The organism is Burkholderia seminalis DSM 23518 (genome assembly GCF_902832885.1).
GTDB classification, from domain to species: Bacteria; Pseudomonadota; Gammaproteobacteria; order Burkholderiales; family Burkholderiaceae; genus Burkholderia; species Burkholderia seminalis.
The window spans coordinates 184,323-203,504 of record NZ_CADFDK010000012.1; the positions used below are offsets into that span (position 1 = coordinate 184,323).

At 70.1% G+C, this 19,182-nt stretch carries 18 protein-coding genes; 11 read left to right on the forward strand and 7 right to left on the reverse strand.

Annotation, left to right across the window (positions count from 1 at the left end):
• From HWX00_RS29005 to HWX00_RS29025, 5 genes are all read left to right on the forward strand, one after another.
• Nucleotides 1-771 carry a ferredoxin--NADP reductase gene (locus tag HWX00_RS29005; protein ID WP_034190283.1) on the forward strand — a complete coding sequence of 257 codons (771 nt, stop codon included), beginning with the start codon at nt 1-3 and terminating at the stop codon, nt 769-771.
• A 415-nt stretch (nt 772-1,186) separates the two neighbouring features.
• Entirely contained in the window at nt 1,187-2,002 is an 816-nt protein-coding gene (gene rqpS / locus HWX00_RS29010; protein ID WP_069707093.1) for a quorum system sensor histidine kinase RqpS, read from the forward strand.
• Nucleotides 2,003-2,009: 7 nt separating this feature from the next.
• On the forward strand, nt 2,010-2,666 hold the full coding sequence (gene rqpR, locus HWX00_RS29015) for a response regulator transcription factor RqpR (RefSeq protein ID WP_049036699.1): 657 nt from the start codon (nt 2,010-2,012) through the stop codon (nt 2,664-2,666).
• Nucleotides 2,667-2,910: 244 nt separating this feature from the next.
• Entirely contained in the window at nt 2,911-4,317 is a 1,407-nt protein-coding gene (bcaP, locus tag HWX00_RS29020) for a branched-chain amino acid transporter BcaP (RefSeq protein WP_059561522.1), read from the forward strand.
• Nucleotides 4,318-4,581: 264 nt separating this feature from the next.
• Nucleotides 4,582-5,607: an XdhC family protein gene (locus HWX00_RS29025; RefSeq protein ID WP_059561519.1), complete on the forward strand. Its 1,026-nt coding sequence runs from the start codon at nt 4,582-4,584 to the stop codon at nt 5,605-5,607.
• A gap of 55 nt (nt 5,608-5,662) precedes the next feature.
• Here HWX00_RS29025 and HWX00_RS29030 read toward each other — a convergent pair whose 3' ends face one another.
• The 6 genes from HWX00_RS29030 to fliE all read right to left on the reverse strand — a co-directional run bounded on the left by HWX00_RS29030 (nt 5,663) and on the right by fliE (nt 9,719).
• Nucleotides 5,663-6,397, reverse strand: coding sequence for a PepSY-associated TM helix domain-containing protein (locus tag HWX00_RS29030; protein WP_034190278.1), 735 nt, complete (start codon nt 6,395-6,397; stop codon nt 5,663-5,665).
• A gap of 270 nt (nt 6,398-6,667) precedes the next feature.
• Entirely contained in the window at nt 6,668-6,985 is a 318-nt protein-coding gene (locus HWX00_RS29035) for an EscU/YscU/HrcU family type III secretion system export apparatus switch protein (RefSeq protein WP_034190277.1), read from the reverse strand.
• Complete coding sequence (gene fliK / locus HWX00_RS29040; protein WP_175868165.1) at nt 6,982-8,349, reverse strand: flagellar hook-length control protein FliK; 1,368 nt, start codon at nt 8,347-8,349, stop codon at nt 6,982-6,984. The genes HWX00_RS29035 and fliK overlap by 4 nt, the downstream gene beginning before the upstream one ends.
• Nucleotides 8,350-8,450: 101 nt before the next feature.
• Nucleotides 8,451-8,783 (reverse strand): flagellar protein FliT, encoded by a 333-nt coding sequence (locus HWX00_RS29045; RefSeq protein WP_006486993.1) that lies wholly within the window; start codon nt 8,781-8,783, stop codon nt 8,451-8,453.
• Entirely contained in the window at nt 8,780-9,214 is a 435-nt protein-coding gene (fliS, locus tag HWX00_RS29050; protein WP_034190275.1) for a flagellar export chaperone FliS, read from the reverse strand. Before fliS ends, HWX00_RS29045 begins: the two co-directional genes overlap by 4 nt.
• A 160-nt stretch (nt 9,215-9,374) precedes the next feature.
• Complete coding sequence (fliE, locus tag HWX00_RS29055) at nt 9,375-9,719, reverse strand: flagellar hook-basal body complex protein FliE (RefSeq protein ID WP_034190274.1); 345 nt, start codon at nt 9,717-9,719, stop codon at nt 9,375-9,377.
• Nucleotides 9,720-9,967: 248 nt separating this feature from the next.
• Between fliE and fliF the strand changes: the two genes are divergently transcribed.
• From fliF to HWX00_RS29085, 6 genes are read left to right on the forward strand one after another with little or no spacing between them, the layout of a single operon-like run.
• Nucleotides 9,968-11,731 (forward strand): flagellar basal-body MS-ring/collar protein FliF, encoded by a 1,764-nt coding sequence (fliF, locus tag HWX00_RS29060; protein WP_034190273.1) that lies wholly within the window; start codon nt 9,968-9,970, stop codon nt 11,729-11,731.
• The gene (gene fliG / locus HWX00_RS29065; RefSeq protein ID WP_034190272.1) at nt 11,721-12,716 is read left to right on the forward strand and encodes a flagellar motor switch protein FliG; all 996 of its coding nucleotides are present in this window, start codon (nt 11,721-11,723) and stop codon (nt 12,714-12,716) included. Before fliF ends, fliG begins: the two co-directional genes overlap by 11 nt.
• Nucleotides 12,709-13,392, forward strand: a complete 684-nt coding sequence (gene fliH / locus HWX00_RS29070; RefSeq protein WP_034190271.1) for a flagellar assembly protein FliH — start codon at nt 12,709-12,711, stop codon at nt 13,390-13,392. The genes fliG and fliH overlap by 8 nt, the downstream gene beginning before the upstream one ends.
• Nucleotides 13,393-13,424: 32 nt before the next feature.
• Nucleotides 13,425-14,930 carry a flagellar protein export ATPase FliI gene (gene fliI, locus HWX00_RS29075; protein WP_233622727.1) on the forward strand — a complete coding sequence of 502 codons (1,506 nt, stop codon included), beginning with the start codon at nt 13,425-13,427 and terminating at the stop codon, nt 14,928-14,930.
• Between the two features lie 5 nt (nt 14,931-14,935).
• Nucleotides 14,936-15,394 (forward strand): flagellar export protein FliJ, encoded by a 459-nt coding sequence (gene fliJ, locus HWX00_RS29080; RefSeq protein WP_034190269.1) that lies wholly within the window; start codon nt 14,936-14,938, stop codon nt 15,392-15,394.
• Nucleotides 15,395-15,425: 31 nt separating this feature from the next.
• Nucleotides 15,426-16,796: a flagellar hook-length control protein FliK gene (locus HWX00_RS29085; RefSeq protein ID WP_059561509.1), complete on the forward strand. Its 1,371-nt coding sequence runs from the start codon at nt 15,426-15,428 to the stop codon at nt 16,794-16,796.
• 29 nt (nt 16,797-16,825) lie between these two features.
• On the opposite strand, the gene HWX00_RS29090 is transcribed toward HWX00_RS29085, so the two are convergent.
• Nucleotides 16,826-18,466: a GMC family oxidoreductase gene (locus HWX00_RS29090; RefSeq protein WP_034190267.1), complete on the reverse strand. Its 1,641-nt coding sequence runs from the start codon at nt 18,464-18,466 to the stop codon at nt 16,826-16,828.
• Nucleotides 18,467-19,182 lie beyond the last annotated feature (716 nt).

Consider the following 19,182-nt stretch of genomic DNA (forward strand, 5'->3'; position numbering starts at 1 on the left):
ATGAGCAAATACGACACCGCCACCGTCCAATCCGTCCATCACTGGACCGACACGCTGTTCAGCTTCACCTGCACCCGTGAGGCGAGCCTGCGCTTCAACAACGGCGAATTCACGATGGTCGGCCTCGAGGTCGACGGCAAGCCGCTCGCGCGCGCCTACTCGATCGTCAGCCCGAACTACGAAGAGCATCTCGAATTCTTCAGCATCAAGGTGCAGAACGGCCCGCTGACGTCGCGCCTGCAGCACCTGAAGGTGGGCGACACCGTGCTGATCGGCAAGAAGCCGACGGGCACGCTGGTCGCCGACAACCTGCTGCCGGGCAAGACGCTGTGGATGCTGTCGACGGGCACGGGCCTCGCGCCGTTCATGTCGATCATCCGCGATCCGGAGATCTACGAGCGCTTCGACAAGGTGATCCTGACGCACACGTGCCGCCTGAAGGGCGAGCTCGCGTACATGGACTACATCAAGCACGACCTGCCGGGCCACGAGTACCTCGGCGACATCATCAAGGAAAAGCTCGTCTACTACCCGACGGTCACGCGCGAAGCGTTCGACAACGAGGGCCGGATCACCGACCTGATCGCGACGGGCAAGCTGTTCACGGATCTCGACGTCCCGCCGTTCTCGCCGGAAAACGACCGCGTGATGCTGTGCGGCAGCACCGCGATGCTGAAGGACACGACCGACCTGCTGAAGCAGGCCGGCCTCGTCGAAGGCAAGAACAGCGCACCGGGCCACTACGTGATCGAGCGCGCGTTCGTGGACTGATCAGTCCCCAGATTTGCGCATCGTCAAGAACCGGAGCAAAAGCTCCGGTTTTTTTTCGTCCGCACTTGGCGAATTCGTAACAAACTGGGACCATCTCATCTCAAATAGTTACATTTGGATACGTCATCGCCGGGTCGTCGGGTGTCAGTGTTTTTCCTACAACAGGTTCATTCCGATTATTCACATTTACCCTTAAATGTCCGCCCGACATGACCTTTTCGGAAATTTTGAGATATTATTCGGCGCGCGTGGTTGTCGTTCGAATGAGAGTGGAAGGGTCGGATGCAAGTGTTACAAGGTGTAACTTTTGTTACCTCGGCATGGAGCGATTCTCTGGCGGCGACCGTCATCGAAACGGCAGCCGATTCACGCAGCCAGCCGGTGTCTGAACCGCTTTCTGACAGCAGGGAGAGTCATGGATACGTCGCTTAACGCGCCCGCGGGCGCCCACGCCCCGTTCCCGTCGCAGCAGCGCGTGCCCAACCGCGCCGCGACTCCGCCCGTTCCCGACACCGCGTCCGGACGCGACGCCTCCGCCGCACGGATCGCGGCCCTGTCCGCCCAATTGCTCGCCGCCGACGAAGCCGCCCGCCGCCATCTGGCCGGCGAGCTGCACGACGGGCTCGGCGCCGAATTGACCGCTGCCCGTTTCGCCCTCGCAAACGTTCAAACGTGGCTGCCGGCCGATGCGCCGGACGGCTGCCTGCGCGCGCTGGAGCTGGCGCAGCAGGCGCTCGACGCCGCCACCGACGCGAATCGCCGGCTGATCGACGAACGCGACACGCCGGCGCTCGACGCGGGCATGATCGGCGCGCTGTCGTCGTGGATCGACACGCACGCGGCGCGCACCGGCCTGCGCACGAGCTTCGTGTGTGCGGCCGACGCGCGCCTCACGCAGATCGCCGGCGCCAGCGCACTCGCGATATTCCGCGTCGCGCAGGAAGCGCTGTCGAACGTCGCGAAGCACGCCCGCGCGACGTCGGTCGACGTACGGATCGTCACCGACGGCACGCATCTGTCACTGATTGTCGCCGACGATGGGACCGGTTTCGCGCGCAGCCGCCGCACCGGCTACGGCCTCGCCGGCATGCGCGCCCGCTGCGAGGCCTTCGGCGGCGGCTTCGAGACGGCCACGCCGGAAAACGGCCGCGGCACGCGCGTCACCGCGCGTTTCGCGTGGGATTCGCTGCTCGCGGTGCCCGTCGCGGCCCGCCGCGCGTCGCTTTCGTGAGGTCGTCATGAGCCTGAACATCCTGCTCGTGGACGATCACGCGATCGTCCGGCAAGGGATTCGCCAGCTGCTGATCGACCGCGGCATCGCGCGCGACGTCACCGAGGCCGAGACCGGCGGCGACGCGATGGCGGCCGTCGACAAGCAGGAATTCGACGTGATCCTGCTCGACATCTCGCTCCCGGACACCAACGGCATCGAGGTGCTCAAGCGCCTCAAGCGCAAGCTGCCGCGCACGCCGGTGCTGATGTTCTCGATGTACCGCGAGGACCAGTACGCGGTACGCGCGCTGAAGGCCGGCGCGGCCGGCTACCTGTCGAAGACGGTCAACGCCGCGCAGATGATCGGCGCGATCCAGCAGGTCGCGGCCGGCCGCAAGTACGTGAGCCCCGCGATGGCCGAGGCGCTCGCCGAATACGTGTCGTTCGAGAACGAGCCACTGCCGCACGAGAAGCTGTCCGACCGCGAATACCAGACGCTCTGCATGCTCGCGTCGGGCAAGCGGCTCACCGACATCGCGAACACGCTGTCGCTGTCCGTGAAGACGGTGAGCGTGTACCGGTCGCGGCTGCTCGAGAAGATGCGGCTGTCGAACAACGCGGAACTCACGTTCTACGTGATGAGCAACCGGCTGGTCGACATGGCGCCCGCGACCGGCGCCTGACCGGCCCGCCGGCGTTGGGCCGGCCCGATTGGCTCGCCACCTCGGATTCGTCCGATTCCACGACGCGGCACGTGCCGCGTCGCCTTCAAACCGCCCCCCGTTTCGCGCGCAAGCGCTTGTTTTTCCGGACGATTCCGCGACACGCCGCTGCGCCGCAGCGGGTCTTGTTCGTCAAATCGGCTAAAATTGCGGGTTTTCACTCAGTCAGCGCGCCGCCCCTGCGCGCGCCGGCGATTCATCCGCAATGTCTCTCTTCCGCAAGAAAAACGTCGATCGCATGATCGCCGGCGCGCACGCCGCCGGGCTCAAGAAAGCGCTCGGCGCGATCGACCTCACCTTCCTCGGCATCGGCGCGATCATCGGCACCGGCATCTTCGTGCTGACCGGCACCGGCGCCGTGCAGGCCGGCCCCGCGCTGATGCTGTCGTTCGTGATCGCCGCGATCGCGTGCGGCCTCGCGGCGCTGTCGTACGCGGAATTCGCGTCGACGATCCCCGTCGCCGGCTCGATCTACACGTATTCGTACGCGACGCTCGGCGAGCTCGTCGCGTGGATCATCGGCTGGGACCTGATGCTCGAATACGGCCTCGCGTCGTCGGCCGTGTCGGTCGGCTGGTCGGGCTACCTGCAGTCGCTGCTGCAGGGCTTCGGACTGTCGCTGCCGACCGTGCTGACGGCCGCGCCCGGCGCCGTGCCGGGCGTCGTCACGTGGTTCAACCTGCCCGCGTTCCTCGTGATGATCGTGATCACGACGCTGCTGTCGATCGGCATCCGCGAGTCGACCCGCATCAACAACATCATGGTGTTCATCAAGGTGTCGGTCGTGCTGCTCGTGATCGCGGTCGGCCTGTTCCACGTGACGCCCGCGAACTGGAAGCCGTTCATGCCGCACGGCTGGAACGGCGTGTTCGGCGCCGCGGCCGTGATGTTCTTCGCGTTCATCGGCTTCGACGCGGTGTCGTCGGCGGCCGAGGAGGTGAAGAACCCGAAACGCGACCTGCCGATCGGCATCATCGCGTCGCTCGCGGTGTGCGCGGTGCTGTACGTGACGGTCGCCGCGGTCGCGACCGGCATCGTGCCGGCGGCCCGGTACGCGAACATCTCGCACCCGATCTCGTACGCGCTGCAGGTTGCCGGCGAGACGTGGGTCGCGGGCTTCATCGATCTCGGCGCGGTGCTCGGCATGCTGACCGTGATTCTCGTGATGAGCTACGGCCAGACGCGCGTGATCTTCGCGATGTCGCGCGACGGGCTGCTGCCGGCGATGCTGTCGCGCGTGCACCCGCGCTACGCGACGCCGTTCCTGACGACCTGGCTCGTCGGCCTGTTCTTCGGGCTGATCGCCGCGCTCGTGCCGCTCAACGTGCTCGCCGAACTGATCAACATCGGCACGCTCGCGGCATTCTCGATGGTGTCGATCGCGGTGCTCGTGCTGCGCCGCACGCACCCCGACCTGCCGCGCGCGTTCCGCTGCCCGGGCGTGCCCGTGGTGCCGATCCTCGCGGTCGCGGCGTGCCTGTTCCTGATGCTGAACCTGCAGCCCGTCACGTGGGCCGCATTCGGCATCTGGCTCGTGATCGGTCTCGCGATCTACTTCCTGTACTCGCGGCACCACTCGAAGCTCGCGCACGGCCACCACGACGCGCACTGAGCGCCGTCGTCGCGCGCCCATGCCGCGCGACGACGAACGCGACAGCCGCGGGGCCGCCACCGGCCCTGCGCGCCCCGTCCCCCGAACCGGCCAGGCGCGGTTCCCGCGCACGATCGCTGTCCGATCGTCGCGATCTCTTGCCCGATTCTCCGGATTTGCCCGCACGGGCCGCCACGCCGCCTGCACGCGTGCGCCGCGCGGTTCATAATCCCGCCATCGAACGACGGTCCCGGGCAAAGGGCCGTCCGGCAACAGGAAAACACGATGGAAAGTGTCGATCTCGATGTACTGAAATCCAGCGCGCGCTGGCTCGAAGAAGGGCGCCGCGTGCTGCTCGTGACGGTCGTGAAGACGTGGGGCTCGTCGCCGCGCCCCGAAGGCGCGATGCTCGCGGTGCGCGAGGACGGCCTGGTGGTCGGCTCCGTGTCCGGCGGCTGCATCGAGGACGACCTGATCGCCCGCGTGCACGCGAGCGGCATCGCGGCCGACGCGCGCCCGGAAGCGCTGAAGTACGGCGTGACGGCCGAGGAGGCGCACCGCTTCGGGCTGCCGTGCGGCGGCACGATCCAGCTCGTGCTCGAGCCGCTCACGCGCGACAGCGGGATTGCCGCGCTGTGCGCGGAAGTCGAGGCCGGCCGCCTCGTCACGCGCACGATGACGCTCGCGACCGGCCGCGCGTCGCTGTCGCCCGCCCAGGCCACCGACGGGCTCGCGTTCGACGGCGAGCGGCTCGTGACGATCCACGGGCCGCGCTACCGGATGCTCGTGATCGGCGCCGGCCAGTTGTCACGCTATCTGTGCCAGATCGCGGTCGGGCTCGACTACCAGGTAACGGTGTGCGATCCGCGCGAGGAATACACGGATGCGTGGGACGTGCCGGGCACGCGCGTCGTGCGCACGATGCCCGACGATACGGTGCTCGAGATGAAGCTCGATGCGCGTTCGGCCGTGATCGCGCTGACGCACGACCCGAAGCTCGACGATCTCGCGCTGATGGAAGCGCTGAAGACGCCCGCGTTCTACGTGGGCGCGCTCGGCTCGCGGCGCAACAATGCGGCGCGGCGCGAACGGCTGCGCGAATTCGACCTGAACGAAGCGGAACTGGGCCGGCTGCACGGGCCGGCCGGCATCTACATCGGCAGCAGGACGCCGCCGGAAATCGCGATCTCGATCCTCGCCGAGGTCACGGCCGCGAAGAATCACGTGTCGCTGCCGACGATCCTGCAGGTCGAAGGCGCGAAAGCCGCCCGCGAGATCGCGGCGAACAGCGGCGCGGCCTGCGGGCTCTGAGCCGCCGCGGCGGCCAACGACGATCGCGCCGGCGACCGCCCGGCGCGAACCCCGATCAGGCCAGGCCGGCGGCCAGCGCCGCGGCGACCGAACCGACCACCAGCACGACGCCGACCGTGCGGCGCTTGTTCAACTCGGTCCACAACAGCACGCCGGTCAGCGACAGCAGGATCAGCGAGCCCGCGATCGTATCCATCAGCAGCACCCAGCCGAGGTTCATCCCGACGCCGCGATGCAGGTTGTTCAGCGTCGTCAGGAACGTATTGCCGGTACGCTTCACCGATACGTAGCCGTTGCCGACCCAGTATTCGGCCTGCAGGTTCTGGTGCGGGCCGAACACGCCGAACTGCCAGTGCTCGGGCTGCATCACGCGTTTGTCGCCCCACGCGACGGCCTGCGCGGGCTCCTTGCGCATGCGGCCCGGCTTGCCGTCGAAATGCAGCTCCTGCTGCAGCCACTTCGTCATCGCGGCGGGCGTCTTCGGCACCGGATCCGGCAGCGCGATCTGCATCTCCTCGACCTGCGGCTCGCCGGTCGGGATCTTCAGCGGCGGCGCGCGGTGATTGAGCAGCACGCCCGTCACGCCGAACAGCAGCCCGAGCACCGCGCCCCACAGCCCGACCCAGCCGTGCACCTTGCGCAGCCACTTGATGAAGGTGGCGCGCCGCGAGCGCTGGCGGCGCGCGGCCAGTTCGTCGTCGCTGAGCGGGCGGCCCGCCGGGTGCAGCACGGTGACGCCGGCGCGCGGCATGCCCGTCTTGGGCGGGTCGATCGTTTCGGGCGCGTTCACGCGAAAGGTTCCATTCGTTCAAAACAACGGCCGGCGCGCAGTGCGTGCGCGCCGGCCGGGCAACATGAAAATGAGAATGGATATCATTACATAAATCGATCGCCGGCTCAATCCGTCACGGTCGCCGGCGGCGGCCCATCATGCATGGAGAGATTCGGCTGATGAGTGCGCGTTGCACGGAGATGCCGATCGATATGCGGCAAATGCCGTCGGACTGGCGCGACACGGCCGAGACAGCATTTCGTAAGAAGTCGCGCGACGCCAGGCGCCTCAGCGCAGCGGCGGCAGCGGAAAGCGCGGCGCGGTGTCGTCCGGCCCGGCCTCGGTGCGATCGAGCGCGTACAGCCACGCCAGCAGATCGGCGACGGCCTGGTAGAGCTGCGGCGGAATCCGGTCGTCGAGATCGACCTGCATCAGCAGCGACACCATCTCCGGCGCCGTATGCACGTACAGCCCCGCGTCGCGCGCGCGTGCGACGATCATCTCGGCGAGCAGGCCATACCCCTTCGCAACCACACGCGGCGCCGTGTCGCCGCCTTTCGGGTCGTAGACGAGCGCGGCCGCGCGCTTGCGGGACGTCATGCTCATCGCGGCGCCTCGTCGTCGGCCACCTGCGTCGGCGGGGCGCCGGCCGCTCCCCGCGCATACGCGGCGGCGGCCGCCTGGGCCGCGAACAGGTCGAAGCCGTCCGGCCCGTCGTCGACCGCGCGGATCGACAGTCCGCCGACCTTGAGCCCCGACCCTTCGAGCCGCTGCCGCAGCGCGGCCTCGTTTCGCGTGAGACGCTCGGCACCCGTCTGGTTCGCGCGCAGCCGCGCGACGAGCTGCGCGCCGTTCAGCACCAGTTCCGCATCGACCGTGCCGAGCGACGGCAGCGTCAGCGTGAGGCGCGTGCGCCAGGCGATGCCGTCGCCCGCGTCGTCCCCTCCGCCGCGCTGCCCGCGGTTGTCCGGCGCGTCGGGCTCGATCGTCCAGTCGAGCCGCGCGCCCGGCCAGGCCTCGCCGGTCCAGCGAAACTGGTCGGTCGCGAGCGCATCGAGCTGCTGCCGGACGATCGGCACGGTGGCCGGATGGACGGTCGCAAGCGTCTGCGCCTGCGGATCGGACGATGCGGCAGCCAGGTCGGCCCGCGCCGGTGTCCAGCGCGTGTCGGCATGCGTGCCCAGCGGATCGGCGGGATCGGGCGGCAACGATGCGCCCTGCCGGGCGGCCGTCGGCAGGGCCTGCGCGGGATCGCGGGCCGCGCCCCCGCCCTGCGCCGGCGTACCCGGCTGCGCGGCCGCCCGCGCGGTCGCAGGCGGCGGCGGACGCTGCGCCAGCAGCTCGTCCAGCACATCGGTCGAACCGGACGGCAACGCATCGGGATCGGCCGGCGCGAGTGCGGCCGTCAGGCGCGCCTGCGGCTCGCGCATCAGCGCCGCGAGCGGACGCTGGCCGGCCAGCCACTGCGCCAGATGGGATTCGTAGAAGAGGCCGCTCTCGCTCACGGCCTGCGCGAGCGCCGCGCGCAGCGCGGCGACCGGCAGCGGCGCGGCCGCTTCACGGGCGGCCGCGGCGGACGATGCCGCCGCGGAGGCCGGCGGGGACGGCGCAGCCGGCGCGGATGCAGCCGACGCGGGGGCGGCGGCAACGGGCGCCGGCACGGCCGGATCGGTCAGCAGCACGGCGGGATCGGCCAGCAGCGGCGTGCGGCCGGCAATCGCGGGCGTCGCATCGCCGCCCGCGCGTGAAATCGCGTCGAGCACGCGCCCGACGTCGGACAGCGCGGTCTGCGTGGAGGCCGGCGGCGCGGCCGGCGGGCTGCCGGCCGGCGACGACGACGGCGCACCGCTGCCCGGCGTGCCGACCTGCGCGGTCGCGCCGCCGCCGGCGGGTGCCGATACGGTGTCGGTCAGCAGGCTGTCGAGGCGGCTTGCCAGCAGCGCGGCCGCAACGGAGTCGATACCGGTCATGATCGGAGCCTGCTCACCTCAGCCACTTCGTTGCGAATCCGGGCACGGCACGCCGGTGCCATCCGCGGGTACGGCGCGCCGGCCTCTCCCGTCGACGGGCCCTAGCCGCGCGCGCGATAGAGATCGGTCAATACCTGGGTCGAGCGCCGCGCCTCGAACAGCGCGGACAGCCGCGCGACGTCCGGGCTCGCGAGATCGCGGATCGCCGCGTCGTCGGCCAGGATGCGGCGGATCAGGTCGAGCTTGCGGCCGAGATCCGATTCGTCGAGCGCGACGCCCGGATCGGCTTCCTTCAGCCCGTCGACAAGCTGCATGAATTCGGCCTGCAACCCCGGCAACGCGCTCCAGTCGGCGCCGCGGGCGGCGCACAGCATGCGCCCCGACACGGCGGCGAGCGCCTCGTAACGTGCGAAGTATTCGGCCTTGTGATTCATCGTGATGCTTCCGCTGCCTGTTGCGCGGCCATCCGCGCGACTTCCGGGGCGATGCCCGTCCAAGCTTCCTCGAGCGTCGCGAGCAGCCCGTCGACCTCGACCAGCATCGCGTCGCTCGCCTGCGCGTTCGCGTCGAGCAGGCGCCGGCCGATATACGCATACAGCGCGCCCAGCCGGTCCGCGATCTCGCCGCCCGCGTCGTGGTTCAACGATGCCTGCAGGCCGCTCTCGACGATCCGGATCGCCTTGCCGATCGCGTCGCCGCGCGCGGGCACGTTGCCCTGCTGCAAATGCATGCGCGCCAGCGCGATCGCTTGCCGCGCGCCCTGGTACAGCATCGCGATCAGCCGGTGCGGGGAGGCGCCCATCACCCCCGTCTCGACGCCGACACGCGCGTATGCACTGGCTCCAGCGTGCCCTGGGGAAAACATGCGCTTCTCCTTGTCTTGCCTTGGCTATACGGTCGCCGCCGCCGTGCATCGCACGGCGCGGCCTTCTCCGGAGTTATCGGAAGGGATTTGAAAACCTTTAGGCGCAAGCGGCGGCCGCCGGCTCGGGAAGCCGGCCCGCCGGCCCCGCCCGGCACGCCCGTCACACCGACATCTGCATGATGTCGTTGTAGGCGCTCACGAGCTTGTTGCGGACCTGGAGTCCGAACTGGAAGCCGATGTTGGCTTTCTGCATGTCGACCATCACGTCGTTCAGCGATACGTTCGGCGCGCCGACCTCGAACGCCTTCGCCTCGCCGAGCGCGTGCTGCTGGTCGCCGCTGATCTTGTCGAGCGACGCCTTCATCGCGCTCGCGAACGTGCTGGCCGTCGCCGCGCCCGAGCCGGCAAGCGCCGCCGTCGGGCTCGCGACGCCGCCGGACGCCTGCGCGGCCATCGACTGCATCTGTTGCAACACCGAACCGATTCCGCTGACGTTCGCAGTCATGCTGTCCCCAGACTTAGAGAAGAGACCCGGACGCACCGGGCGTTCCGCCGGCGCCGCACCACGCGCACCATGCCGGATCGCAAAAAAGGATAGCAGCGCGCCGCCTGTCAAAGCCGAGAAAGTACGGGGGAAACCCCGCTCTTTTCGGTCGATCGGAGTGCGCGTGGGATCCCGATAATCGCATCGTGTCATTGTCCGCCCGCTCGTCCGAGCGGGCTCAGTGGTCCCGCTCCGGAGAAACTCGACGCATGGATTCGCAGGCCAACTCGCTGATCAACCCCGACGCCCGCGCGGGCCTCGCCAGCCCGGCGCCCGGCGCCGCCGCGGCCGCCGCGCTGCCGGGCGCGGGTGTCGCCGGCGCTGACTTCGGGCTGGGCGGCTTCGCGGAACGCATTCCCGGCATCTCGCGGATGAAGGGCAACCCGAAGCTGCCGTTCCTGATCGCCGTCGCGTTCGCGATCGCCGCGATCACCGCGCTCGTGCTGTGGAGCCGCGCGCCCGACTACCGCGTGCTGTACAGCAACCTGTCGGACCGCGACGGCGGCGCGATCATTGCCGCGCTCCAGCAGGCAAACGTTCCCTACAAGTTCGCCGACGCCGGCGGCGCGATCCTCGTGCCGTCGAACCAGGTGCACGAAACGCGCCTGAAGCTCGCCGCGATGGGCCTGCCGAAGGGCGGCTCGGTCGGCTTCGAGCTGATGGACAACCAGAAATTCGGCATCAGCCAGTTCGCCGAGCAGATCAATTACCAGCGCGCGCTCGAAGGCGAGCTGCAGCGCACCATCGAATCGATCAACGCCGTGCGCAGCGCGCGCGTGCATCTCGCGATCCCGAAGCCGTCGGTCTTCGTGCGCGACAAGGAAGCGCCGAGCGCGTCCGTGTTCGTCGACCTCTACCCGGGCCGCGTGCTCGACGAGGGACAGGTCCAGGCGATCACGCGGATGGTGTCGTCCGGCGTGCCCGACATGCCCGCGAAGAACGTGACGATCGTCGACCAGGACGGCAACCTGCTGACCCAGACCGCGTCCGCCTCCGGCCTCGACGCGAGCCAGCTCAAGTACGTGCAGCAGGTCGAGCGCAACACGCAGAAGCGCATCGACGCGATCCTCGCGCCGATCTTCGGCGCCGGCAACGCGCGCTCGCAGGTCAGCGCGGACCTCGATTTCTCGAAGGTCGAGCAGACGTCCGAAAGCTACGGCCCGAACGGCAATCCGCAGCAATCGGCGATCCGCAGCCAGCAGACCAGCAGCTCGACCGAACTCGCGCAGGGCGGCGCCTCCGGCGTGCCGGGCGCGCTGTCGAACACGCCGCCGCAGCCGGCGTCCGCGCCGGTGGTCGCCGGCAACGGCCAGAACGCGCCGCAGACGACGCCGGTCAGCGACCGCAAGGACCAGACGACCAACTACGAACTCGACAAGACGATCCGTCACCTCGAACAGCCGATGGGCAGCGTGAAGCGGCTGTCGGTCGCGGTCGTCGTCAACTACCAGCCGGTCGCCGACGCGAAGGGCCACGTGACGATGCAGCCGCTGCCGCCCGCGAAGCTCGCGCAGGTCGAGCAGCTCGTGAAGGACGCGATGGGCTACGACGAGAAGCGCGGCGACTCGGTGAACGTCGTGAACAGCGCGTTCTCGACCGCGAGCGACCCGTATGCCGACCTGCCGTGGTGGCGCCAGCCCGACATGATCGCGATGGCGAAGGAAGCCGCGAAGTGGCTCGGCATCGCGGCGGCCGCGGCGGCGCTCTACTTCATGTTCGTGCGCCCGGCGATGCGCCGCGCGTTCCCGCCGCCCGAGCCGGCCGCGCCGGCGCTCGCGGCGCCGGAGGATCCGGTCGCGCTCGACGGCCTGCCCGCGCCGGCCAAGACGGAGGAGCCCGACACGATGCTGCTCGGCTTCGAAACCGAGAAGAACCGCTACGAACGCAACCTCGACTACGCGCGCACGATCGCCCGCCAGGATCCGAAGATCGTCGCCACCGTCGTGAAGAACTGGGTGTCCGATGAACGCTGAAGGCTTGACCAAGAGCGCGCTGCTGCTGATGTCGATCGGCGAGGAAGAGGCCGCGCAGGTATTCAAGTTCCTCGCGCCGCGCGAGGTCCAGAAGATCGGCGCCGCGATGGCCGCGCTGAAGAACGTCACGCGCGAGCAGGTCGAGGACGTGCTGCAGGAGTTCGCGAAGGAAGCCGAGCAGCACACCGCGCTGTCGCTCGATTCGAGCGACTACATCCGCTCGGTGCTGACGAAGGCGCTCGGCGAGGACAAGGCCGGCGTGCTGATCGACCGCATCCTGCAGGGCAGCGACACGAGCGGCATCGAGGGCCTGAAGTGGATGGACTCGGGCGCCGTGGCCGAACTGATCAAGAACGAGCATCCGCAGATCATCGCGACGATCCTCGTGCACCTCGACCGCGACCAGGCATCGGAGATCGCATCGTGCTTCACCGAGCGGCTGCGTAACGACGTGCTGCTGCGGATCGCGACGCTCGACGGCATCCAGCCGGCCGCGCTGCGCGAACTCGACGACGTGCTGACGGGCCTGCTGTCCGGCAGCGACAACCTGAAGCGCAGCCCGATGGGCGGCATCCGCACCGCGGCCGAGATCCTGAACTTCATGACGAGCGTGCACGAGGAAGGCGTGCTCGAAAGCGTGCGCCAGTACGACGCCGATCTCGCGCAGAAGATCGTCGACCAGATGTTCGTATTCGAGAACCTGCTCGACCTCGAGGATCGCGCGATCCAGATGGTGCTCAAGGAAGTCGAGTCGGAAACGCTGATCATCGCGCTGAAGGGCGCGCCGCCCGCCCTGCGCCAGAAGTTCCTCGCGAACATGTCGCAGCGCGCGGCCGAACTGCTCGCCGAGGATCTCGACGCGCGCGGCCCGGTGCGCGTGTCCGAAGTGGAGACGCAGCAGCGCCGCATCCTGCAGATCGTGCGCAATCTCGCCGAGAGCGGCCAGATCGTGATCGGCGGCAAGGCGGAAGACGCGTATGTCTGATTCGGCGAGCGATCGCGTGGGCACCCTCACCGCGTACCAGCGGTGGGAGATGGCGTCGTTCGACCCGCCGCCGCCCCCGCCGCCGCCCGACGACGCGGCGGCCGCTGCCGCCGCGCTCGCCAAGGACCTGCAGCGCGTGCGCGACGCCGCGCACGCCGAAGGCCATGCCGCCGGCCACGTCGAAGGCCAGGCGCTCGGCTATCAGGCCGGTTTCGAGCAGGGCCGCGAACAGGGTTTCGAGGCCGGCCAGGCCGACGCGCGCGAACAGGCCGCGCAGCTGGCGGCGCTTGCCGCATCGTTCCGCGAGGCCGTGTCGAACATCGAGCACGATCTCGCGTCCGACATCGCGCAGCTCGCGCTCGACATCGCGCAGCAGGTCGTGCGCCAGCACGTGAAGCATGACCCGGCCGCGCTGGTCGCGGCCGTGCGCGACGTGCTCGCGGCCGAACCCGCGCTGTCCGGCGCGCCACATCTCGCGGTGAATCCGGCCGACCTGCCCGTCGTCGAAGCCTATCTGCAGGACGATCTCGATACGCTCGGCTGGACCGTGCGCACCGACGCGTCGATCGAGCGCGGCGGCTGCCGCGCGCACGCCGCGACCGGCGAGGTCGACGCGACGCTGCCCACCCGCTGGCAGCGCGTCGCCGCCGCGATCGGCAAGGTGAGCACGTGGTAACGCGGCCGCCCGAGGCGCTCGCGCACGACGGCATGACGCCGCTCGAGCGCGAGCTCGCGCTCGCGTCGTTCGGGCCGGCCGCCGCGCACGATACCGCTCACTCCGCCGCGCCGCACGCGGGCGCCGACACCGCTGCCGCCGCCCCGCGCGCGCCGCACAATCCGCATCTCGCGCACTGGCGCACGCACCTGAACGGGCTCGCCGCGCGCAGCCACCGCGCGCTGCCGCTGCGGCCCTGCGGGCGCCTCACGCGCGCGGCCGGCCTCGTGCTCGAGGCGATCGGGCTGCGCCTGTCGGTCGGCGCCGAATGCACGATCGAACTGCCGCCCGGCAGCACGCTGCCGCATGCGGAAGCCGAAGTCGTCGGCTTCGCCGGCGACCGCCTGTTCCTGATGCCGACCACCGACGTCGCCGGCGTCCTGCCCGGCGCGCGCGTGTGGCCGCGGGAGGCCGCGCCCGTTGCCGACCCGCTCGCGGGCGCGAAGCGGCTGCCGGTCGGCTGGGAGATGCTCGGGCGCGTCGTCGACGCGTCGGGCCGCCCGCTCGACGGCCTCGGCCCGCTCACCGCGAAAGTCGATGCGCCGCTGTCGGCGCCGTCGATCAACCCGCTCGATCGGGAGCCGATCCACCACGTGCTCGACGTCGGCGTGCGCGCAATCAACGCGCTGCTCACCGTCGGCCGCGGCCAGCGGATGGGCCTGTTCGCGGGCTCGGGCGTCGGCAAGTCGGTACTGCTCGGCACGATGGCGCGCTACACGAGCGCCGAAGTGATCGTGATCGGGCTGATCGGCGAACGCGGCCGCGAAGTGAAGGAATTCATCGAACAGATCCTCGGCGAGGACGGGCTCGCGCGCTCGGTCGTCGTCGCCGCGCCGGCCGACGTGTCGCCGCTGCTGCGGATGCAGGGCGCCGCGTACGCGACCTCGCTCGCCGAGTATTTCCGCGACCAGGGCAAGCACGTGCTGCTGCTGATGGATTCGCTGACGCGCTACGCGATGGCGCAGCGCGAGATCGCGCTGGCGATCGGCGAGCCGCCCGCGACCAAGGGTTATCCGCCGTCGGTGTTCGCGAAGCTGCCCGCGCTCGTCGAGCGCACCGGCAACGGGCCCGAGGGCGGCGGCTCGATCACCGCGTTCTACACGGTGCTGACCGAAGGCGACGACCAGCAGGATCCGATCGCCGATTCGGCGCGCGCGATCCTCGACGGCCACATCGTGCTGTCGCGCGCGCTCGCCGAGGCCGGCCACTATCCCGCGATCGACATCGAGGCGTCGATCAGCCGCGCGATGACGGCGCTGATCGACGAAGGCCATCTCGATCATGTACGGCAGTTCAAGCAGATGCTGTCGCGCTATCAGCGCAATCGCGACCTGATCGCGGTCGGCGCCTACGCACCCGGCCGCGACGCGCAGCTCGACCGCGCGATCGCGCTCTATCCGCGCATCGAGGCATTCCTGCAGCAGGGCTTTCGCGAATGCGCGCCGTTCGCACCGAGCCTCGCCGCGCTCGATGCGCTGTTCGACGCTTACGGAGGCTGATCCCGATGGCTCACGGCTTTCCCCTTCAACTGCTGCTCGACCGTGCGCAGGACGACCTCGACTCGGCCGCGAAGCAGCTCGGCACCGCGCAGCGCGACCGCACCGCGGCCGCCGAACAGCTCGACGCGCTGCTGCGCTACCGCGACGAATATCACGCACGCTTCGCGCAGTCCGCGCAACACGGGATGCCGGCCGGCAACTGGCGCAATTTCCAGGCGTTCATCGACACGCTCGACGCGGCGATCGCGCAGCAGCGCAACGTGCTGGCCGCCGCCGAAGTCCGCATCGACGAAGCGCGCCCGAACTGGCAGCAAAAGAAACGCACCGTCGGCTCGTATGAAATCCTGCAGGCGCGCGGCGTCGCGCAGGCAGCGACGCGCGAGGCCCGGCGCGAACAGCGCGACGCCGACGAACACGCCGCGAAGATCCTGCGCATGCGGGCCGACGCGGCCCGCTCGTCGTAACCGACCACCGCATTCGAACGAGAGAACCGACATGCCTCCCCTGCCCCTGCTCGGCGCGCTGCTCGATACCGCCGGCGCCGCACTCAAGGCCGCCCGCGGCGCGGGTTCGTCCGCCGCCGGCAACGATGCATCGGCGACCGCGACCGCCGTGCCGTTCGCGCAGACGCTGAAGCAAAGCGTCGTCACGCGTCGCGACGCGTCGAGTACCGCCGCGCCCGATGCGTCGACGACGCAGGCCGCGTCGAAGCCGGCCGCCGGCACGAAGCCGTCGGGCACGGACGACGACGACAAGTCGACCGACGCCGCGAACGCGACGACCAGTCCGGACGCCGCCGCGCTCGCGGCCGCCGCGGCCGTGCAGGCGCAACTGCAGGCGCGCACGGACAACGCGACGACGCCGGCCGATGCGGCTGGCACCGCCGCCGCTGCCGCTGTCGCCGACACGACGCAAAAAACGGCCGTGTCCGGCCAGCCCGACGCCACGGCGACGCTGGCCGATCATGCAACCCGGGATACGGCTGCCCTGCCGCTCGAACCGGCGTCGAGCCGCGACGCGCTGCAAGCCGCGCTCGCCAAGCTGACGGGCGGTGCGGGCGCGATCGCGCTGCCGGCAACCGGCACGTCCGCAGCGGCAACGACCTCGGCGCCGGCGGCTACCGCGTCGAGCGCCGCCGCGCCGCTGACGCCGAAGGTGCCGACGTTCGACCGTACGCTCGCCGATGCGAAAGGCGCGCTCGCCACCCAGCAGGCGCCGGCCCAGGCCACGCCGCAGGCGCTGCAGGCCGACGCGAACGCGCAGTCCGGCGCGCAGCATGCCCTCGCGGCCGCCGGCGACGCGACCGATCCGGCCGCCAGCGCGACGCTCGCGGCCGGCGCAACGGCCGCGGCCGCCGCGCAGGCGAACCTGCAGCTGTCGCCGGCCGCCGGTGCGATCGCCTCCGCCAACGCGCACGTGCTCGCGCCGCACGTCGGCAGCGCCGACTGGACGGACGCCCTGAGCCAGAAGGTCGTGTTCCTGTCGAATGCGCACCAGCAGAGCGCCGAGCTGACGCTCAACCCGCCCGATCTCGGGCCGCTGCAGGTCGTGCTGCGCGTCGCGGACAACCATGCGCACGCGCTGTTCGTGTCGCAGCACGCACAGGTGCGCGAAGCCGTCGAAGCCGCGCTGCCGAAGCTGCGCGAGGCGATGGAAGCGGGCGGGCTCGGGCTCGGCAGCACGACCGTCAGCGACGGCGGCTTCGCTTCCCCGCAGCAGAACCCGCAACAGACCTTCTCCGGCGGCCAGTCGTCGCGGCGCGGAAACGGCGAACCGTCAGCCGTCGATGCACCGGCCGACGTTGCGCAATCCGCACCGGCCGCCGCGAGCGTGAGCCGCGCCGGCCTCGTCGATACGTTTGCCTGAGCATGGCCGCTGCCGTGCGCGCGCCGCGCTCAGCGGCCGTGCACCGCGGCAGCCGCCTCGCCGCGCGGTACCCCGCCCTTGCGCGCCGCGACGATGAAGTCCGCCGCGCGCTCGCCGATCATCACCGACGGCGCATTCGTGTTCCCGCCGACCAGTGTCGGCATCACCGACGCATCGACCACCCGCAGCCCTTCGACGCCGCGCACGCGCAACTGCGGATCGACGACCGCACGCGCATCCGAGCCCATCCGGCACGTGCCGACCGGGTGGTAGATCGTGTCGGCATGCGCGACGATCGTCGCGCGCAGCTCGGCCTCGCTCTGGTCCGCCCGCGTGTACAGCTCGCGCCCGCCCTGCGACGCGAGCGGCGCCTGCGACAGGATGCGGCGCATCGCCTGCGTGCCGCGCACGAGCAGGTCGAGATCGCGTGAATCGCTGAAGAAGCGCGGATCGATCAGCGGCGCGTCGCGCGCATCGCCGCTCGCGAGCGCGACCGTGCCGCGGCTGAACGGCCGCAGCGCGCACACGTGCAGCGAATAGCCGAACCCCCAGTGCATCTTGCGGTTGTGGTCGTCGACGAGCGCCGTGCAGAAATGCAGCTGCAGGTCGGGACGCTCGAGCGACGGATCGCTCTTGATGAAACCGCCGGCCTCCGCGACGTTGCTCGTCATCATTCCCGTGCGGCTCGAGAAATAGCGCGCGAGCGCGGGCGTCATCTTCGCGATCCCGCGCACGCACACGCCGACCAGCTCCGACGAATTCACGCGCGTGTTGATGATGAAGTCGATGTGGTCGATCAGGTTCGTGCCGACGTCCGGCGCATCCTGCACGACCGCGATCCCGTGCCGGCGCAGTTGCTCGGCCGGGCCGATCCCCGAACACATCAGCAGCTGCGGCGAATTGAACGCGCCGGCCGACAGGATCACCTCCGCGCGCGCGCCGAGCGTCTCGACGCGGCCATTGCGCGATACCGCGACACCGACCGCGCGCTTGCCGTCGAAGCCGACGCGCAGCACCGTCGCATCGGTGATCACGTGCAGGTTCGGCCGGTTGCGGCCGTAGATGTACGCGCGCGCCACGCTGCAGCGCGAGCCGTCGCGGTGCGTGACCTGGTAGAAGCCGACGCCTTCCTGCGTCGCGCCGTTGAAGTCGTCGTTCAGCGGATAGCCGGCCGCGTGCGCGGCCTGGATGAATCGTTCGGAGAACGGATTGCGAAAGCGCAGATCCGACACCGTCAGCGGGCCGTCCGCGCCGTGCCATGCATCGGCGCCGCGTTCGTTGCCTTCCGCGCGGCGGAAATACGGCAGCACGTCCTGCCAGCCCCAGCCCGTCGCACCGAGCTGCGCCCACTCGTCGTAGTCGCCCGGATGGCCGCGCGTGTAGATCATCGCGTTGATCGCGCTCGAGCCGCCCATCCCGCGCCCGCGCGGCTGGTAGCCGCGCCGCCCGCCGAGGCCCGGCTGCGGCACCGTCTCGTAGCCGTAGTTCGTGCCGAGCTTGAACGGCACCAGCGCCGCGATGCCGACCGGCATGTTGACGAGCAGGTTGCGCTCCGTATGCGAGCCGGCCTCGATCAGCGCGATCGTCGCATCGGGGCAGGCATCGGCGAGACGGCCGGCCAGGCTCGACCCGCCCGAACCGCCGCCGACGATGATGTAGTCGTATTGCATGTCACGTCTCCGTCGTGTCATGGAGGGCGCCCGGCACCGCCGCGCGACCGCGTCTCCTCTTGTAATGTTCGGGCATTGTAGGAACGGCCGTCGCATGCACGGCGCGCGGATTCAAGAGCGATTCCTCTAAACGCCCGCGTGAACTAAATTTAAGATGTATCGATTCGCTTCGCGCGATACGCCGGCCACGAGAAGCCGGTCCGTCGCGAAACGGGAGGGACGACGATGCAGCGCCGGATTCTGCAGGCCGTGTGCCGACCGGGTGGTCCGGATGTCACGCGCGCGGCCCGCATTTCATTTCAAACGGCCGCCCCCGCGGCGACGCTCGGCATCATGCGCGCGGTCGATCGAAATCGAACGGCACGGGTCGTCGCCGACCGTTTGGATAACGTATCGCCGCAGCCGCACGATGCATCGCGATACGGATCGGCAGACACGTCGCCCGGCGCTGCTTCGGTGCGCCGGCATGCGATCGCGCGGCAGCATCGCACGCCCGCTCGTCACCGCCTCGGGGCGCGCACGCGTGCCGTGCGACACGCGTGTCGACGGCGGACACCGTCGCGCGGATGCGACGCCCGCCGCGGGATGCAACCGGTTTTCGAGTACACGTCGCATCCGGCCCCGCGCCGCGCGACACGCATCACCCGATCCGCGCCGCCGCGCTCGCCGAGCGTGCGGCGTGACGGCCGGCCGGCCCGCCCGGTCCAACTGGAGGA

Coding starts and splice junctions, on each gene's coding strand:
- rqpR (WP_049036699.1), top strand. CDS start 2,010: ATGAGCCTGAACATCCTGCTCGTGGACGATCACGCGATCGTCCGGCAA.
- fliI (WP_233622727.1), top strand. CDS start 13,425: ATGACGCCGCTCGAGCGCGAGCTCGCGCTCGCGTCGTTCGGGCCGGCC.
- rqpS (WP_069707093.1), top strand. CDS start 1,187: ATGGATACGTCGCTTAACGCGCCCGCGGGCGCCCACGCCCCGTTCCCG.
- fliH (WP_034190271.1), top strand. CDS start 12,709: ATGTCTGATTCGGCGAGCGATCGCGTGGGCACCCTCACCGCGTACCAG.
- HWX00_RS29025 (WP_059561519.1), top strand. CDS start 4,582: ATGGAAAGTGTCGATCTCGATGTACTGAAATCCAGCGCGCGCTGGCTC.
- bcaP (WP_059561522.1), top strand. CDS start 2,911: ATGTCTCTCTTCCGCAAGAAAAACGTCGATCGCATGATCGCCGGCGCG.
- HWX00_RS29090 (WP_034190267.1), bottom strand. CDS start 18,466: ATGCAATACGACTACATCATCGTCGGCGGCGGTTCGGGCGGGTCGAGC.
- HWX00_RS29035 (WP_034190277.1), bottom strand. CDS start 6,985: ATGAGCATGACGTCCCGCAAGCGCGCGGCCGCGCTCGTCTACGACCCG.
- fliF (WP_034190273.1), top strand. CDS start 9,968: ATGGATTCGCAGGCCAACTCGCTGATCAACCCCGACGCCCGCGCGGGC.
- fliG (WP_034190272.1), top strand. CDS start 11,721: ATGAACGCTGAAGGCTTGACCAAGAGCGCGCTGCTGCTGATGTCGATC.
- HWX00_RS29045 (WP_006486993.1), bottom strand. CDS start 8,783: ATGAATCACAAGGCCGAATACTTCGCACGTTACGAGGCGCTCGCCGCC.
- fliS (WP_034190275.1), bottom strand. CDS start 9,214: ATGTTTTCCCCAGGGCACGCTGGAGCCAGTGCATACGCGCGTGTCGGC.
- HWX00_RS29085 (WP_059561509.1), top strand. CDS start 15,426: ATGCCTCCCCTGCCCCTGCTCGGCGCGCTGCTCGATACCGCCGGCGCC.
- HWX00_RS29005 (WP_034190283.1), top strand. CDS start 1: ATGAGCAAATACGACACCGCCACCGTCCAATCCGTCCATCACTGGACC.
- fliE (WP_034190274.1), bottom strand. CDS start 9,719: ATGACTGCGAACGTCAGCGGAATCGGTTCGGTGTTGCAACAGATGCAG.
- fliJ (WP_034190269.1), top strand. CDS start 14,936: ATGGCTCACGGCTTTCCCCTTCAACTGCTGCTCGACCGTGCGCAGGAC.
- fliK (WP_175868165.1), bottom strand. CDS start 8,349: ATGACCGGTATCGACTCCGTTGCGGCCGCGCTGCTGGCAAGCCGCCTC.